18 protein-coding genes are annotated in these 15,731 nt (G+C 62.4%); 6 read left to right on the top strand and 12 right to left on the bottom strand.

Features of this window, described 5'->3' with window-relative positions:
* Positions 1-4 precede the first annotated feature (4 nt).
* Positions 5-325, bottom strand: a complete 321-nt coding sequence (locus O4220_RS19680; RefSeq protein ID WP_269607164.1) for a hypothetical protein — start codon at positions 323-325, stop codon at positions 5-7.
* Between the two features lie 211 nt (positions 326-536).
* On the opposite strand from O4220_RS19680, the gene O4220_RS19675 reads away from it, so the two are divergent.
* Positions 537-947, top strand: coding sequence for an ABC transporter permease (locus O4220_RS19675; RefSeq protein WP_269607163.1), 411 nt, complete (start codon positions 537-539; stop codon positions 945-947).
* A gap of 19 nt (positions 948-966) precedes the next feature.
* Here O4220_RS19675 and O4220_RS19670 read toward each other — a convergent pair whose 3' ends face one another.
* Positions 967-1,605: a hypothetical protein gene (locus O4220_RS19670; RefSeq protein WP_269607162.1), complete on the bottom strand. Its 639-nt coding sequence runs from the start codon at positions 1,603-1,605 to the stop codon at positions 967-969.
* Between the two features lie 20 nt (positions 1,606-1,625).
* Positions 1,626-2,969, bottom strand: coding sequence for an MFS transporter (locus O4220_RS19665; RefSeq protein WP_269607161.1), 1,344 nt, complete (start codon positions 2,967-2,969; stop codon positions 1,626-1,628).
* 170 nt (positions 2,970-3,139) lie between these two features.
* Between O4220_RS19665 and O4220_RS19660 the strand changes: the two genes are divergently transcribed.
* The 3 genes from O4220_RS19660 to O4220_RS19650 all read left to right on the top strand — a co-directional run bounded on the left by O4220_RS19660 (position 3,140) and on the right by O4220_RS19650 (position 5,682).
* A complete protein-coding gene (locus O4220_RS19660) occupies positions 3,140-3,907 on the top strand; it encodes a metallophosphoesterase family protein (protein WP_269607160.1) in 768 nt (255 codons plus the stop codon).
* A gap of 4 nt (positions 3,908-3,911) precedes the next feature.
* A complete protein-coding gene (locus O4220_RS19655; RefSeq protein WP_269607159.1) occupies positions 3,912-5,084 on the top strand; it encodes a winged helix DNA-binding domain-containing protein in 1,173 nt (390 codons plus the stop codon).
* Between the two features lie 103 nt (positions 5,085-5,187).
* Positions 5,188-5,682 (top strand): hypothetical protein, encoded by a 495-nt coding sequence (locus O4220_RS19650; RefSeq protein WP_269607158.1) that lies wholly within the window; start codon positions 5,188-5,190, stop codon positions 5,680-5,682.
* A gap of 88 nt (positions 5,683-5,770) precedes the next feature.
* Here the strand turns inward: O4220_RS19650 and O4220_RS19645 are convergent, their stop codons facing one another.
* Positions 5,771-6,388, bottom strand: a complete 618-nt coding sequence (locus O4220_RS19645; RefSeq protein ID WP_269607157.1) for a class I SAM-dependent methyltransferase — start codon at positions 6,386-6,388, stop codon at positions 5,771-5,773.
* Positions 6,389-6,600: 212 nt separating this feature from the next.
* Positions 6,601-7,596 carry an alpha/beta hydrolase gene (locus O4220_RS19640; RefSeq protein ID WP_269607156.1) on the bottom strand — a complete coding sequence of 332 codons (996 nt, stop codon included), beginning with the start codon at positions 7,594-7,596 and terminating at the stop codon, positions 6,601-6,603.
* A gap of 364 nt (positions 7,597-7,960) precedes the next feature.
* On the opposite strand from O4220_RS19640, the gene O4220_RS19635 reads away from it, so the two are divergent.
* Together O4220_RS19635 and O4220_RS19630 are read left to right on the top strand one after the other, a co-directional pair.
* Complete coding sequence (locus O4220_RS19635) at positions 7,961-8,368, top strand: hypothetical protein (protein WP_269607155.1); 408 nt, start codon at positions 7,961-7,963, stop codon at positions 8,366-8,368.
* Entirely contained in the window at positions 8,365-9,570 is a 1,206-nt protein-coding gene (locus tag O4220_RS19630; protein ID WP_269607154.1) for a DUF6575 domain-containing protein, read from the top strand. Before O4220_RS19635 ends, O4220_RS19630 begins: the two co-directional genes overlap by 4 nt.
* On the opposite strand, the gene O4220_RS19625 is transcribed toward O4220_RS19630, so the two are convergent.
* The 7 genes from O4220_RS19625 to O4220_RS19595 all read right to left on the bottom strand — a co-directional run bounded on the left by O4220_RS19625 (position 9,560) and on the right by O4220_RS19595 (position 15,648).
* Positions 9,560-10,894, bottom strand: coding sequence for a tyrosine-type recombinase/integrase (locus O4220_RS19625; RefSeq protein WP_269607153.1), 1,335 nt, complete (start codon positions 10,892-10,894; stop codon positions 9,560-9,562). The genes O4220_RS19630 and O4220_RS19625 overlap by 11 nt on opposite strands.
* 1 nt (position 10,895) lies before the next feature.
* On the bottom strand, positions 10,896-11,087 hold the full coding sequence (locus O4220_RS19620) for a hypothetical protein (RefSeq protein ID WP_269607152.1): 192 nt from the start codon (positions 11,085-11,087) through the stop codon (positions 10,896-10,898).
* Positions 11,087-11,743, bottom strand: coding sequence for a recombinase family protein (locus tag O4220_RS19615; RefSeq protein WP_269607151.1), 657 nt, complete (start codon positions 11,741-11,743; stop codon positions 11,087-11,089). The genes O4220_RS19620 and O4220_RS19615 overlap by 1 nt, the downstream gene beginning before the upstream one ends.
* On the bottom strand, positions 11,743-11,982 hold the full coding sequence (locus tag O4220_RS19610) for a hypothetical protein (RefSeq protein WP_269607150.1): 240 nt from the start codon (positions 11,980-11,982) through the stop codon (positions 11,743-11,745). Before O4220_RS19610 ends, O4220_RS19615 begins: the two co-directional genes overlap by 1 nt.
* A gap of 201 nt (positions 11,983-12,183) precedes the next feature.
* Positions 12,184-12,936, bottom strand: a complete 753-nt coding sequence (locus O4220_RS19605) for an HGGxSTG domain-containing protein (protein WP_269607149.1) — start codon at positions 12,934-12,936, stop codon at positions 12,184-12,186.
* 244 nt (positions 12,937-13,180) lie between these two features.
* Complete coding sequence (locus O4220_RS19600) at positions 13,181-14,452, bottom strand: AAA family ATPase (RefSeq protein WP_269607148.1); 1,272 nt, start codon at positions 14,450-14,452, stop codon at positions 13,181-13,183.
* Entirely contained in the window at positions 14,449-15,648 is a 1,200-nt protein-coding gene (locus tag O4220_RS19595; RefSeq protein WP_269607147.1) for a hypothetical protein, read from the bottom strand. The genes O4220_RS19600 and O4220_RS19595 overlap by 4 nt, the downstream gene beginning before the upstream one ends.
* Between the last annotated feature and the right edge of the window lie 83 nt (positions 15,649-15,731).

The raw sequence follows: 15,731 nt of genomic DNA, 5'->3' as shown, positions 1-15,731 counted from the left end.
GGCCTTACTGTTGCGTACGCAGACTGCCGTTGTGCAGCGCGGTCACCAGCAGACTCGGCAGGCCGTTGACCAGCAAGAGAACGGCCACCACAAGACCCATCGCCAACCACGGCTCGGTCAGCCAGAAATGATTGCCGAGCTGTATCGCTCCGAAGATACTCAGAATCCATCCGGCAGCCTGGGCGCGGCGGGCACGCCGGGCAGGTCTGACCGGATACGAGCCGTTCACTGTGGGCAACCTGCGGCCGTAGTTTTCTCGAGATGCGATCCGAGCTGCCACGATGTGGAACAGAACAGCGAACGTGATCAACCACAGTGCGAGCACCAAGAATCCGTCACCCCTTCCACTTCCTGTCGAGCCGCAGTCTCCCGGGCCTGGAACGATAGACCGCTGACGCCCGAGCTGACCATGGATTTCGGGTCTACGTTACCCACCGGGTGGACCGAACTCGACCGAACTGCGGAAAACGGAGTACTGGTCGGTGTTCGATGGTTGACATTGCCATCCGTCCACGTACGAAGGCTAGGCTGCGGGCATGTTGCGGTCGGTGTGGTGGGCCCTCGCCGTAGCGGCGTTGGCTTTCACCGCGTGGAACGGGTTGTCGCTGAGAATGTTCGACGTATCGATGGCGTGCTCCAAGATCGGCGAGGGCGGTTCCTACCACTGCGATGACCGAGCCATCGAGGTGCTTGGGGTGTGGCCACTGGTTGTCGTGGGACTGTTGCTCACCACGCCACCTGCGGTGGCAGCGATAGCACTGCGTCAGTGGGTTTCCTGGTTCGCCGTCGCCACCCTCGTTGTCCTGCTCATCGCCGGGGTCGTGTTCGTGACGTCCGACTCCTACTCGAACGTGCTTGTTCTCGCACTTCCCATGGCGGTTGTCGGATCCATTACCGCGTTGTTCCAGCGAACCGCCCCAGGCGACGAAGCCAGAAAGGTGTCCTGACGCATCGACGCGGGCGATGTCAGCCTTCGAATCGCTTGATCCGCCACGGCGGAATCTCGCGACGCGGCCGGACCTTGATCGCACGAAACCGATAGCCGTCCTGATCGATAGCAGGCTCCCACTCGAAGTCGACCTGCTCGCCTACTTCGAGATTGGACTGACCTCCACCGATGCTGAAACCTCCTACCGATCGAGAGTCGATGACTTCGTCTGGATGAAGGGCACTGAAGAATGCCCAGCATCCACCTAAAGTGTCCTCGGAATCGATGACGCCCCAACTCTCTTCGCCGTTCCACACGGACACCACTCCGACGGACCACGTTCCAACCCGAATCGGTTCTTCCCCATCCAGATCTGTCACTTCGGTGACGGTGCCGTCAGGGGCAATATCCCAAGCACCGGACATCGGACGATCCGACTGTGCGACCGGCTCGGCGCCCAGGGGCCACGCGCGAACTGTGAAGAAGCTGTACCCGTACCGAGGTTCTTCCTGGTGCTGCCACTCGAACTCCACCTCCTCGCCTGGAGTGAGAACAGGCAATCCGTGAACAACGACGGATGCCCGCGGCGTCCAACTTCCGCCCGGGGTGTCGTCGGAATCGATCACGCCCTCCATCCCGAGAATCTCCCAGCTCCGGACCCGCCCGCGACTCGCCATCTGTCGAGTATGTCCGGTGTTCAGTGCGCCACCGGCACTTCCGTATTGCTCTCGGAGCGCACTCCCATGCGGCTGCGCAGCGCGATCACCAGTACGACCGCCATGAGCATGACACCGCCGACGACCCACAACCCGGCCTTGGCGTTGCCGGTAGCGTCGAGCAGCCACCCCGTCACGTACGGGGCACCGAAGCCCGAGGTGTTGCCGACCGAGTTGATGATCGCGATTCCCGCTGCTGCGCCTGCGCCGGTGAGGAACGTACTGGGCAGGTACCAGAACACGGGGAGCGCGCAGAACACTCCCACGGCGTTGACCGTCACCGCGATCATGGTGGTGAACGGTGAATCCATGTACAGCGCAAATGGGATGGAGATCGCACCGATCAGGGTGGGGATCGCGACGTGCCAGGTGCGCTCACCGGTCCGGTCCGAGTGTCGACTCCAGAGCACCATTGCCACTGCGCCCACCGCGAACGGCACGGCCACGATGAGACCCGTCGTCACGAGCGAGAAGTCGGTGTCGAACGTCTGCTTGAATCCGGCGACGATGCTGGGCAGAAAGAAACTCAGGGAGTAGAGACCGTAGGTGATGCCGAAATACACCAGGCCGAGCATCCAGACCCGGACGTCACCGAGAGCGCGCTTGACCGAGCCGCTGATGTGCCCGTCCTTCACAGCGTCCTCGGACTCCAATTCGGTGGTAAGCCAGTTCTTCTCGTCCACAGTGAGCCACTTCGCCTGGGACGGTCGATCCGTGAGATAGAACCAGGTGACCACTCCGAGCAGGATCGCAGGAATACCCTCGAGGAGGAACATCACCCGCCAACCCGACAGCCCGAACAGCCCGTCCATGTACTGAATGATCGCACTCGACAGGGGCGCACCGAGTGCCGAGGAGACCGGCAGCGCCAGCATGAACAGGCCCATCAATCGGACTCGGTAGGCGCGCGGAAACCACATCGTCATGTACAGCAGCACACCAGGGAAGAAGCCGGCCTCGGCGATGCCGAGAAGAATCCGTAGCCCGTACAGCCACCCTGCCGTCGGCACGAATGCCATGGCGGCGGCCACGATTCCCCACGACACCATGATGCGGGCGATCCACCGTCGGGCACCGAATTTGTGCAGCGCCAAATTGCTGGGCACCTCGAACAGCAGGTAACCGATGAAGAACAGTCCCGACGCCAGGCCGAACATCGTTTCGGTGAGGCCCAATTCGTCGCTCATGGTCAGCTTGGCGAGACCGATGTTGGTGCGATCCAGATAGTTGACGAAGTAGGCCAACCCGAGAAACGGAATGATGCGTCGGGCGACCTTCTTGACCACCCTCGTTTCGATCTCGGGCTTCGACGTGACTTCAGGCATGGGCTCGGCTTTCCCTAGAGCGAAAGTGACCTGGACCACAGTATGACCCTGCCGGGCGAGGGTCTATGGAGAAATCACCCACCGAAGGCGGAGATCCGAGGGCGAGATCTCCAATGCTCGCCGTGGCTGCCCGTGTTGCAGTCGTATGCCCGCGCTGCGATCCTGTGGTTGTGCGGGTAGCTCTCATAGCCGATATTCACGGCAACATCGCGGCGCTCGACGCCGTCCTCGACGACATCGAACGGCAAGGCGTCGACTCGGTGGTGAACCTCGGCGATCTGCTGTCCGGCGGCCTGCATCCGCGTCGAACTGCCGACCGGCTCATGGCGCTGAACTTTCCCACCATCGCCGGAAATCACGATCGCTATCTGCTCGAGCAGGATCCCGAGTCCATGAGTAGTTGGGATCGGCACGCCCATGATCGACTCGACGAGGAGCATCTACAGTGGCTGGGCTCGCTGCCGTTCTCACTCGAGCTGGGTCACGGAATCCTTGCAGTGCACGGAACTCCCACCGATGATCAGCAATATTTCCTGCACTCGGTGGACGCCAACGGCTCTCGCGAGGCAACCGAGGACGAAATCCTCGACCGGGCAGCAGGTTTCATGGACCGCTCTGTCATCGCCTGCGGGCACACCCATCTGCAGCGCCAGTGGACTCTTCCCAGCGGCACCCTTGTGATCAATCCGGGCAGCGTCGGCACCCCCGCGTACGACGACGATCAGCCCTACCTGCACGTCATGGAATCCGGGTCGCCGCATGCGCGCTACGCAGTACTCAACGATCACGGCAGAGGCAGCTGGACGGTCTCGTTCGAGCTGGTCGAGTACGACCACGTCGGTGCTGCCGCCGATGCCCGCGCACACGGCATGAACGCCATCGCCGACGCTCTTCTGACCGGTTTTGTCGGCCCTGAGCCTCAGCAGCCGTCACACTGAGCGCGTGAAGATCTCCGACGCCCAGCGGCGACACCGGCTCGTCGCGCAGCACTTCTCCCGTGCCTCGACTGCCGACGACGTTGTGGCGTCATTGCTCGCATTGCATGCCACCGACCCGGCGTCGGTGTACCTCTCGATATTGGCGCGTGCTCGATCGCTGGGACTGTCCGATGTGCGCGACGCGCTCTACGAACGACGAAGCCTCGTCCGCCTGATGGCGATGCGTCGCACGATGTTCGTCGTCGCGCACGACGACGTTCCGATGATTCACGCTGCGGCGAGCCTCGGGGTCGCGCGCACCATGCGGGCACGCTTGGTCAAACAAGTCTCCACGTTGCCCACCGAGCCGGTGATCGACGATGTCGAATCCTGGCTCGTTACAACCGAACAGGAGACCGAGACGGTGTTACGGTCGATGGGAACCGCGACTGGAGCAGAACTTTCTTCCGCAGTTCCCGGCCTCAAGACGGCATATCTGCCGACGACCGACAAGGCCTACGACGTCAAGCGGTACGTCACCTCCGAGGTGCTGGTGATGATGGCCGCCGAGGGAAAATTGGTGCGCGTCGAGCCGAGGGGAGCCTGGACTTCTCGGCGGCATGCGTGGGCACCGATCGATCACTGGTGGCCGGACGGAATTCCCGACATCGACGAAACCGAGGCACGCGCCGAACTCGCCCGACGCTGGCTCGAGGTCTTCGGACCGGCGACGCTCGACGACTTGCAATGGTGGACGGGATGGAACAAGACACAGACTCGCGGGGCGGTCTCGGGCCTCGACACCGTGGCGGTCGAACTGACGGAGGGCGACGGAATCATGCTGACCGGCACCACCTTCGACAAGCCCGCCGGCACGAGCGTCATTCTGCTACCGGCACTGGATCCCACACCGATGGGATGGAAACATCGCACCTGGTATCTCGGCGATCACAAGGCACCACTGTTCGACACCTTCGGCAACATCGGTCCGACCATCTGGTCCGGGGGTCGCATCGTCGGGGGGTGGACCGTGACTTCGGCCGGGGTGGTGGCCACCGAATTCCTCGAAGACGTCGGTTCGACGGTATCGAAAACCGTTGCAGCAGAGGCCGAGCGTCTCACGACCCTGCTCGACGGTACCGCGGTGGTCCCGTCCTTCCCCACGCCGCTGGAGAAGAAGCTACGGGGAAAGAAGTAGATATCAGTCAAAGACAACCTACAGGGGAACGCGCGTGGTCTACTGGCTTCGGTTGCCGGGCGGCCCGGCGTCGGGGCCGGAATGCTCACAGGAGTCGACTACCGTGCACAAGAACACTTCCCGCACCATCCTGGGAATCGTGGCCACAGTTCCACTGAGCTTTGCGCTGGCCACACCAGCCTCAGCAGCACCCGAAGCTGCCACGCTTTCTGCTACGTCGTCGGGAGACCTGATCTCCTTGCAGTTCGCTTTGACCAGTGACGTGTACACCGGCGCGTTCTGCAGGTACGAGGTCTACCCGGAAGACCCCACGAGCGATGCTGTTGCCGACGCATCGACGCCGGTTTCGTTCACGGGGCCGAATCCACCGATCACGGTTGGGCCGGTTCAGCTGGGCACGTACGAGGTCTACTGGTCCTGCTACAACGAAAGTGGAACCGAATTCACCACGATCGGCGGCTCTCCCGAGGGCAGTCCCGACCGGGTGGTAGTCGATGGCTCGATAGATACTCCGACGAATCCGACCACAGGATCGGCAGGATCTTCCAACGTGGGCATGGTCGGACTCGACCGCATCCTTGCCGGAATTTTCGGCTGATCCACCTGTCGCCGTGTTCGGCGGATGCGGCTGGCGCTCACCGTTATTTCACGGTAGTGACCATCGAGTTGCAAGCCGGCTGCGGCGGTCAGAACGGGTAGCGGCCTTCGGCCCAGGCACGGGCTGCCGGCGGGGTCACCGTGTCGACAGATTCACCGTCGCGGAAGTACTGCGTATGTAGAATTTTGCCCGAGTCGATTGCTTCCTGCCAGGCCTGGGTCGGGCCTTCACCGAACCAAAGCCATGGAGTGATGTCGTCCATGACGACCACCGACTCTGGGGTGGCGAGCGCGCGTAGATCGTCGAGGTCTGCGCGGGCACCTTCCACCGAATGGTCACCGTCGATAAAGATGACATCGAATCGGATGTCCGGGTGTTCCTTCGCGTATGCGGCGATGGTGGTGTGCGAGTCGCCCTGGATCAGGGTGTGACGGCCCGGAAAGTGTTCGTCGATATGGGCTTTCGCGGCGGCACTGTAGGTGTACGCGGCCAAGTCGAAGGACACGACGGTCACGTCGGCTGACGTGGAGAGAAAAGCCCAGCTCGAAAAGCCGGCATTGAACCCGACCTCACAGATCAGCTTCGTACTCGGCCGAGCCGCAAGCAAGGACAGATATGCCTGCTCCGCCTCATCGGCTCCACGCTCGAAAGGTTCCCCAGCAGTGGCCGTTCGGTGCACCAATGCCTCGAGTTCCTGCAGACCCATCCACGTTCTCCTATCGTCTGATTCGGAGCGTAGCCAAGTTCGATGGGCGGCGCAGACGACCACGCTCGACGGCAAATTACCGACAGCCATCTCGCCGATGCCATGCTGAGCCAGGAATACGACCAGGTGTGGCGGTACTGCGGAGTACGAACGGATCGATCCGCGTGAACCTGCTGGACTTTCGCGGGGTAACTACTGAGCCGCGAACAAGCTCACGGCTCGAGCCCCGCGGCCAGCGTCGGCCAGCTCCTTGCAAGCTGGTCGGCCCAGTACGGCCACGAGTGCGTACCAGGGCTGCCCAGATCGAACGTGGCCGGAATGTTCAGCTCGACGAGCTTGTCGCGCAGCAGGCGCGTGCAGAAATCGGTGCCTACTTCGATCGCCCCGCCGATCACCAGCGTGTCCAGGTCTTCGAGCGTCTCGTACCGCTCGTGCGGACCGGGGAGGCCGCTGGCGGAAAAGAGGTAAATGGACTTTCCGCGCAGCGCTTCTGCGTTCAACAGCAGGTCGTGAGCGGCCCAGCCCGCGTTGAGGGGCCCACCGAGCATATTGTTCGCGTTGCCGCCGTAACCGGCGACGATGCTTCGCATGAGGGTTTGCCCCAGTATGCCCTCGGATAAGAAGCACCCGCTGTACGCCGCGACGGCCGAGTACTTGTCCGGGTTTCGGGCGGCCAGCATCATCGCGGACTGAGCGCCCATCGACAGGCCCGCCACACCGTCTCTGCCGTTGCCCTCGAACTCCGCGTCGATCAACGGCGGAAGCTCCTGCGTCAGGAAGGTTTCGAATCGATAGCGGCCGAGGCGGGGGTCGTCGTTCTCCCAGTCGGTGTAGAAGCTCGCTGGACCGGCAAGCGGGAGAACCACGTTGACGTTCTTGTCACGGAAGAACTCCGCCGCGTTGCCCTTGCGAAGCCAGATGCTGCTCGACGGTTCGTTCTCCCCGGATCCGCTGAGCATGTACAGCGTCGGGCGCGGGCCTTTACGCTCCGCGGGAGTCAGAACCTGCACCTCGATGGTCCGATCCATGCTCGGCGAGTACACCGACAGCCACGTCAGCGTCGGCCCGGTATCGATTCGGTTCTCGATACGCGCCGGCTGGCTCGGTGCAGGATTGTCAGTGTCGATGTCTTGAGCAGCGGCGGGCACGCCCGCTACGAAGGTGAGCAGAACTGCGATCACCACCAGAACCGGCCGCACGCCGAACATAGAACCCCCACTGCCCCCGGCACCGTCCGGCCGCTGTTGTCGAGGCAGTCTTGCACGAAGCAGGGGTAAGAATCGGGCTAATCGTCGGCAACTTGTGAAAAATCCGGGATTCAGCCTGTTTTGTGCCGCACCGATGGGAATAGTCCAGTACTTACCGAGGCCGTGAGCCCCCAGCGGGCTGCCAACACGTGACATGCCCGGGTGACCTACTGATGTCGCGCATAGGGCTAGACGTTGAAGCGGAACGCTAGGTTGACACCCCGCAAGCGGTCTACCAGCACCGATCCAGGTCTCCGCGGCTAACTTAGCCCCGATCTAGCCCTGTCCGGTGAGCACGAAGCAGTCTGTGTGGAAAGATTGTCCAATGACCTCGGATCCGGGAGCGGAAGTGGAGTGGCCTTCCCACTACCCCAACCAGTGTCCGCCTGCCGATGCAGCCCCGGCCGAGGGCGTTTTCTACCGACTTGTCGACGAACTTCCGCCAACGGGCGACGATGTACTGAGTCACATGCAGATCAAACTTGATGGGCGCAGATTCCAGGATCGAAACTTCGACGACGAATGCATGGCGTCTGGGCTCAGCTTGTTCAACGACGACGCACCTCTCCTCAAAAAGCGCGCAAAACTTCCCGCGTTACGTAAAAAGATGTTGGCCAAAGGCGACATATCAGGACCCGGGAAGATAAAGCAATCCGGTGCGGACATCAGCCACTACACCTGGTGGAGACCAATTGGCGACAATGGTTGGGAATCATTCGAGGTAGTGACATGAACTGGTTCCCGCGCGGAGATCCCCTAGGCGAATTAACCCTTGTTGAGACATTTGTCTACTACGACGGCCCACGACTCTTCAGCTGCATTTCCCGAACCGGCGGGCTATTCCTCGCGATATGGGTGGAGGAAAGTACCGAAGCGGACGTTTGGCTATATCTTCCAGTTTCAGAATTACGACTGCAAACCATTCGGTCTGGTGGAATAGACATTCGTGATGCGTTTTTCGAGGCTGAGGAAACCGTTTACCAGGTATCGATTGCGAACGGGCGCGGCGAAGATAGCGTGTCCTACTTGAACGGCAAAGACATTCCGGAGTACTGGCTTTCGGAACCAGGCGAGAGACTCGAATTGCCAACATCTACATTGGCTCCCGCTACTTCTATCGCAGAGCTGACTTCTGTAGCTCAGGCCGAACATCGAGGAAGAATGCGGGTCGAGGTTGAACCTATTTCCTCCGTACGAAGCACTGCCCCAACTCGATCCGTTGGAAGGCTCCTCATTCAGTTACAAAACACGCTGGATGGATTCGGGCTCTCGCTTCTGGACGAAAAGGGTGGTAGCAGAGGCCCAATCCCGGCAAGAGTAGCGCGGGAGACCGTCAGTGAGGTCGTAGGATTAAGCGCAGCAAGCTTCGTTATCGATATTGCGGCCACGAATTATGATGACCTTCACGGCTCCACTTTCGCCCAATGCGCTGACGCGATAGTCGAGCTGTTCAATGCCGCAGACGCTCCTAGTAGCGAGCTGCGTACTCTAATTCGACCTCGACATCAGCGTGCAATTGTCGGATTTCGACGGCTTCTGGGAGAGTTTTCTTCACTAAATGGACCCGCAACGATTGCATCTGTTAGTAGCTTGACCGAGTATTCAGAGGCAGCACTGAATGTCGAGCAGATCGACAGGTTGTATCAAACACTAAGCTACCTATCACCAGACGAGGAACAGCCTCCGATTTCTGGTCTCATGTACCTTCTCGGCGGACAAGTGGAGAAGCAGACTTTCGAGCTTAGATCCGACTCTTTGGACAACACGTTCCGTGGGTACATCGACGAACAGGCAATTCCAGCCTTCCTAGAAGCGCCTCTCGGGTCGAACTACGACGTGACACTTCACGTTTCAAGCACTACGGATGAGTTCACAAGCGATAAGAAGTTCACGTACCGCTTGATGAAGATCAGCCCTGCGAAACTCAACTCCTAATTGCTCTCACGTTCTTCGTCTCCGTCACCGGTGTCGCAAAGGCCGCGCTCATCGCGTCGGTGACAGCGTCGCTCGCGTCTTCGTAAAGATGACCGTAGATGTCCATGGTCACCTTGAACGAACTGTGGCCGAGGTGCGCCTGAATAGCCTTGGCCGGGACGTTGGCTGCGATGAGCAGAGCCGCGCAGGTGTGCCGAAGATCGTGGGCGCGCAGTGTGCTTGATAGACCCGCGCGTAGAGCTGCTTTCTTCCAGTAGACGAGGTAGAAATCGCGGCCCCAATGCATGGGCGCGTTGCCGTACCAATCCCCATCGGTGGCACGCGGCGTCGGCCAGACGTACGCCTCCGGAGCGAAAGCTCCCCGGGCGGCTTGACCTTGCGCGTGGGTGGCAAGTGCACCGGCTAATGCAGGCGGCAACGGCACGTGCCGGGTCTTATTGGTCTTGGGCGGCACTACGTACCACTCCCCAGAATTGATCGTGCTGATGGATTCGCACACGGTCACGCGGTGGCGGAGCAGGTCGACGTTCTCCCACCGGAGACCGCAGATCTCGCCTGCACGCATCCCCGTCTGCGCGGCAAACCGCACCAGCAACCCGTACGCCGCGCTGTCCTCGCTCCCGGCCTCATCCGCGGTTGCTTCGATCGCCTGCGCCAGGAGTTCCACCTGGGCGACCGTTAAGAACGTCACCTCTTCGCGATGGTGGCGGGGCATGTCGTCACGAGTGAGCCCGTTCGCTGGATTGCCGCGCAAGTAGCGGGCGCGGACGGCAGCGTCGAGCACTTGGTTCATCACGCGCACCGCATTGCCGACGGTCCCAGCAGCTAGCGGAGCCCCGACAGGCTCAGCAATGCCGTTCTGGCGGCGTTGCTCGGCCAGTCGCTCGCGGCGCTGACGGTCTTTCAATGTGTTCGGGTTCGTGAGATCGGCGGCACCCTTGTTGTTGTGGTTGATGCGCTTGCCGTGCAACGAGAGATCGGTGATCCACGCCGTCAGATCCATCGTGGTAATCCCACCGATCGGCCTATCCGCGAAGGTCGGGTAGATGCGCTGTTCGAGGATAGTGCGATAGCTCTTGGCGGTCTTGGGCCTCAGGTTGCGGCTACGGAACCACAGCTCGGCCACCTCGCGAAAGGTACGGCGCGCCTCGTTCGGGTCGATGTAATCGCCACGGTTGCGGTCGCTCTTGATGTTGTCGAGGAACTTCTTCGCCTCGGTCCGCGTGGCGAACGTCTTCGACCGGCGCTTGCCGGTGTCGTCGTACCACCGCGCCTGCGCACGGCCACTCGTCTGCTCTCGGATTGCGTACCTGTTCGCGCCCATCTCAGAAGTCCTTGAGTTCGTCGTCGGTGAAGGTGATTGGTGGGACCGGGATTGCGTTCGGCCCATTGCTGTCTGGTGCTGCGTGCAGCGCGGCGTAGTCCGCGCCGGTCTCCCGCCAAAACAGTTCTTCGGCGGCTCGGCGTTCGGCCTCGCGTCGTTCGCGGTAACCGTCGTGTGGATTCACCCGCGACATCAGGCGTCCGCCTTGGCCAGCTCCACCGACTGGCAGAACCGACGCACAGTGCTCTCGTGCCACACCGGGCGACCAGCCGGGCTCAGCACCTGTTCGTCGGTGAGCGTCCGCGCTATCGCGCCGTAGGTCTGGCCGGTGGCACGCATCTCGACGATCCGCCGCGCTACTGCCGTGGGCATCTGACGCGACCGACCGAGCGCAACGCCTTGCGCCTTCTTCGCGGCGAGAGCCGCCTTGGTGCGCTCACCGATCAGCCGCCGCTCGAACTGAGCGAACGTGGCCAGCATGTTGGCCATGGCCTCACCACTCGCCGTGGAGGTGTCCACCTCGAGATCAAGAAGCACGAGAGCCCAATTCTGTTTGCGAGCGCGCTCCATGATCTCTACTGCATGCAACAGCGATCGGCTCATCCGGTCGAGCTTCGTCACCACCAGGCCATCCGCAAGGCCAGCGGCCAACTGCTCCAACGCATCCCGAAGACCGGGGTTAACCTGACTGCCACTCAGCCCCTCGTCGCGCAGGATCGTGAGCTCCCAGCCTCGCCGGCTCGCTTCTGCGACAAGTGCCGCCTCCTGCGCTTGTAGGCCGAGGCGGCTGTCGGCTTGTTCCTCAGTGCTTACTCGCACATAGCCGATCATGTGCGGTTGCTCGTTCATCACTGCGCTCCTGCCGTGTAGATGGTGGCTCCGCTGAACTCGGTGATGCCCACAATCACGAGGCCGGGCACGTAGTCGGCGTCGAGGATCGCCTGCACATCAGCACGAATCTCGGCGTCACTGCTTCCGCGTGGCACGTGCACGTCTATCTCCTCGCTGCATCCCTCGCCCGGCTTCCCGACGAACGCCGTCCATATCTCGTGGCCTGGTGGGATGCGCCCTCCGGTGAACTCGGTCATGTTGTCTCCCTTGAGAGTTGAGGCGTTAACGTCCGAAAGCGCCTAACGCCCAACTTACGCCGCGGTGACGCAGCTCACAATTCAGTTACATTGCGACAGTTGACTATTCGGGCTGGTCAGAATCGCTCACGCTTCGACTTCGGCGAGATGGCCCGGTTCTTCTTGTGTGGGTTGCGTCGGGGCTCGTCGTCAGGGTGCGCGTCAGCGAGGCTCACAATGGGAGTGCCGCTCAGATCGTCTGAGCGTCGTTGACGCGGCGTAGCCGTGCCAGTTACCGCCACCCGACCCCGTTGCGCTGCCCGTGTTGCCAGCAGCCCCCGGCGAATGCTGCTGTGGTGGTGGTGCGCCGTTGGGCGCGGGTGCGGCAGTACCGCTTCCGACGCCGTCGAGCATCCCTGCTGCGCCTACTCCATCGCTATCGACGACTTCAGCTTCCAGTACGAGCGGGTCGTCGCCGGCGAATCCGCGGGCGGCACGGCTCTCTGCGCGACTACCGCCTGCGAGATCCTCGAACACAATCTCCCACGGTTGCTTCGGGCCGACTGAAACCTCGACGGCTGTCTTGGCTCCAAGGCCGCTGCGGTCCAGCGCATCCCGTATAGCAGCGAGACGAACGGCAGGCGGTGTGGTCTCGTCCACAGCGATCCCGAGCAACTCCTTGGCCATACGATCAGCGGCGCGCTCGATGCGGACGCGGGCAGCGGCTTTCACCTGCGGGGCGCTACCGCCGTGCATTCGGCACACTGTGGTGCCGTGCATGGGTGGGTTGTTGCATGGGTCTCCGGTGCGACGGCTTCGAGCCGAGCAACTGGGCCGATCGGGATTCCGGTTGTAGTGCCGCGCGATGCGATCCGTCGAGACTGTCTCACTATCGATTTCTGCTTCTCGATTTGTTGTCACTGTGCTTCTCCACTTGTGTGAATTGATCGCTTGGAATGGCTGCCCGGACGCCATCGGCGTCGGACGATAACCGCCCTAAAGGGAAGGGCGGTCGGTTATCGCCTCCGTACGTTGGCCGATAACCGGCTCCGATAACCGAACCGGTTATCGGCTTCTACCTGCGGTAACGCGATGCCCGGTGGGTGCTCGACAGCGGTGCGGTAATCGTGCGGTTATCGGACCGGTAGCGATAATCGGTGCGGTTATCGGCCTGCCACAACACATTTGGCCGCACCCTCCGATAACCGGGTGCCCGCCCCTACGCCTGCACATGCGTCCATGTGGCGGCATTTCCACCACCTCCGTTCCCGCCCTTGGACCCAGCCCGATAGTCGAGAACCCCATCCCGAGTAAGGCGATTCAGCCGGCGACGGACCACCGACTTGTGCGCGGTGTAGCCGTCGTCGTCGCGGTCCTCATCGAAGATCGCCCGCACACACGCGGCCTCGGTGATGCCGACCGCCCCGGCTGCCAACGCCAGCTGAACCAACTGTTCCGTGGGGTCCGCCGAAACGGACGCACCCGCCCCATGCGCATGATCGACGATCAACGGGCCGACCCGGTCCATCGGCTGCTTGAGGTGGCTCAGTTCCACGGTGCTGGCTCCGGGGTCGCCCCACAGCAACACCACCGACCCCTTACCGGCGGTCAGCCATCCCGAGCCGTACACGTCGGAGAGCTTGTCGGGTTTGCGGTTGTCGGCGTTGGCCTTACGTTGGTGGTGCAGGTCCACGTATTCGGTTCCGTCGGCCAAGATGTGCTGCATCGCAGTGTTGATTCCCGAACCGACCTCGTCGCTGGCAAGCCCCGACGCCAAATCCTTCAGGCTGTCCACCACCACCAATCCCGGTGCGCGGCCAATGGTGGCCACCCAGTCGGCGAAGACTCTCGGCGCGCGCGATGCATCCACCGGTGGCGGCCCCTTCCACACCACCAGCTTCTGCCGAAGCATCTCAGCGATGTCGGGGTCGACGGCGTCGACCATTCGGGCGAGCGACCTCCGGATCTGCGGGGGCCGGTCCATCGCCAAATACAGCACCGGTCGCGGATCGGGCTGCACCGGCAACCCGAACAATTCCGGTGCCCGTAATCCCAGCCGCGCCAACACCAACTGCTGCACCACCGTCGACTTCCCCACGCCTTGCGGGCCGCAGATCATCAGGCCCTCTCCGGTAGCCATGAGCACCTTGTCGCCCTCGCCCCAGAGCGGGTCGGCCTCGGGTGCTTCGGTGAGGAACTGCAGACCGTCCATCGCGCGGTCGGCATTCAAGGCCAACAGCCGGACGGCCTTTTCCTCCTCGAACACCTCTCGCGCCCGATCACGAACTCGGAGCTTGCCGACCTCCACGGCGAGGTCAGCACAATCCGCGGCGGAAGGGTCGCTGCTCTGCTGAATCGCCTCGGCCACAACCGGATCAGCCGTGGTGTGCGTCGACGCACGCGGTACCGGAGCGGGCACTGGCACTGGTGTCACACGGACACGGGATTTGTGCATCAAGTCGGTGATGTTGACGACGCGTTCGTTGCTCATCGATGCACCACATTTGTCACACGCAGCGGCTCGGTCCCGTAGCGGAGCTCAGCGGCGTCCAGCACGGGGCGCATCCGCGCCTTGCTCACGGCACCGAACACCGCCCGGTAGAAGTCCGACGACGCCACGCCCTCGCTGCGGGCCTCACCGTCGAACTCACCGGATCGCCGACGCGCCATCACTTCCAGGTAGGCCGTACGTATCAGCTCCAACGCTAGTGCCAGACCGGCACGCCCCTCGGTGGCCGCGTAGGTCACGGCCAACACTCGGGAGGTCATCAGGCTGTGCGCTGACGATTCCGTGTCGGTGCCGTGGGCGAACAGCTCGACCAATCTCGGGAACACCACCAGCTTCTGCATCACTGGGCTCATGCCGTCCCAGTCGACGTCGGCCCCATTTTGAGCATTGATCCACTCGACCGCCTCACGGGGCGCAGTCGGCACACCTCGCACCGTCGGCGTCGTCGGTGCAACCACGATGGAATGGCCGTCCAGCACGTTGACAAGCCCTCGCCGGGTAACCCCAGGGGCAGCCGCGTTCAAGGCGGTACGCACCGGCACAGGTGCCAGCGATTGCTTGTAGTTGACCGTGCCAGGGCACCGCAACACACGGGCCAGGTCGTACACGCTGTCCACTCGGGCACCGGGATGGACCGTCGCGGCAGCCACGGCGACCAGACCGCCCCACCGGGCGCATTCGGTCCGCCACCGTTGCAGCGCCCACACGTCGCCGGCCGAACCAGGCCAGTGCTCGGCGACGCGGTTCGGGTGCGTCGGTGTGCTGCGTATCCGCCAGATCGGTTGCAGGCCATGGCCGGACTCGATCAACACCGACGGCGGACACCCCAGCCACTCCGAAACAAGATCGGTCACGGCGTAGCACTCTGTGAGGGATGCGAGCGAGCCCTTCTTGATGTCGAGGTCGGCCCACACCGCGCGGACGCGGGTGACGTCGGCTTCGGTACCTCGACCGCGCCGGACCGACCGTGCGATGGGGTTGACGCCGAACCAGGTGTCTCGGTCGTCGGGCGGTGACCAGTCGGTCAGGGATGCCACGGTCATCAGATTCGACCGGAACACCGGCTGCTTGGTGTTGATCGAGATTCGCTCGATGGGTCGATGTCTCAGCGATCCGAGTACGTCGGTGAGAGTTGTATTCGGTTGCGGCGTAGCAGGTTCGGAAGTAGCATTGCTCACGTTCAGGGGCCTTTCTGGCCGATGCCGAGTATGCGTCTCGGCGTAGAAGATGCAGGGACTACGGCCACCCGACAAGTCCGTTA

The sequence above is a fragment of the Rhodococcus ruber genome, assembly GCF_027270735.1.
GTDB classification, from domain to species: Bacteria; Actinomycetota; Actinomycetes; order Mycobacteriales; family Mycobacteriaceae; genus Rhodococcoides; species Rhodococcoides rubrum_A.
This window is presented reverse-complemented; position numbering and strand designations above follow the sequence as displayed.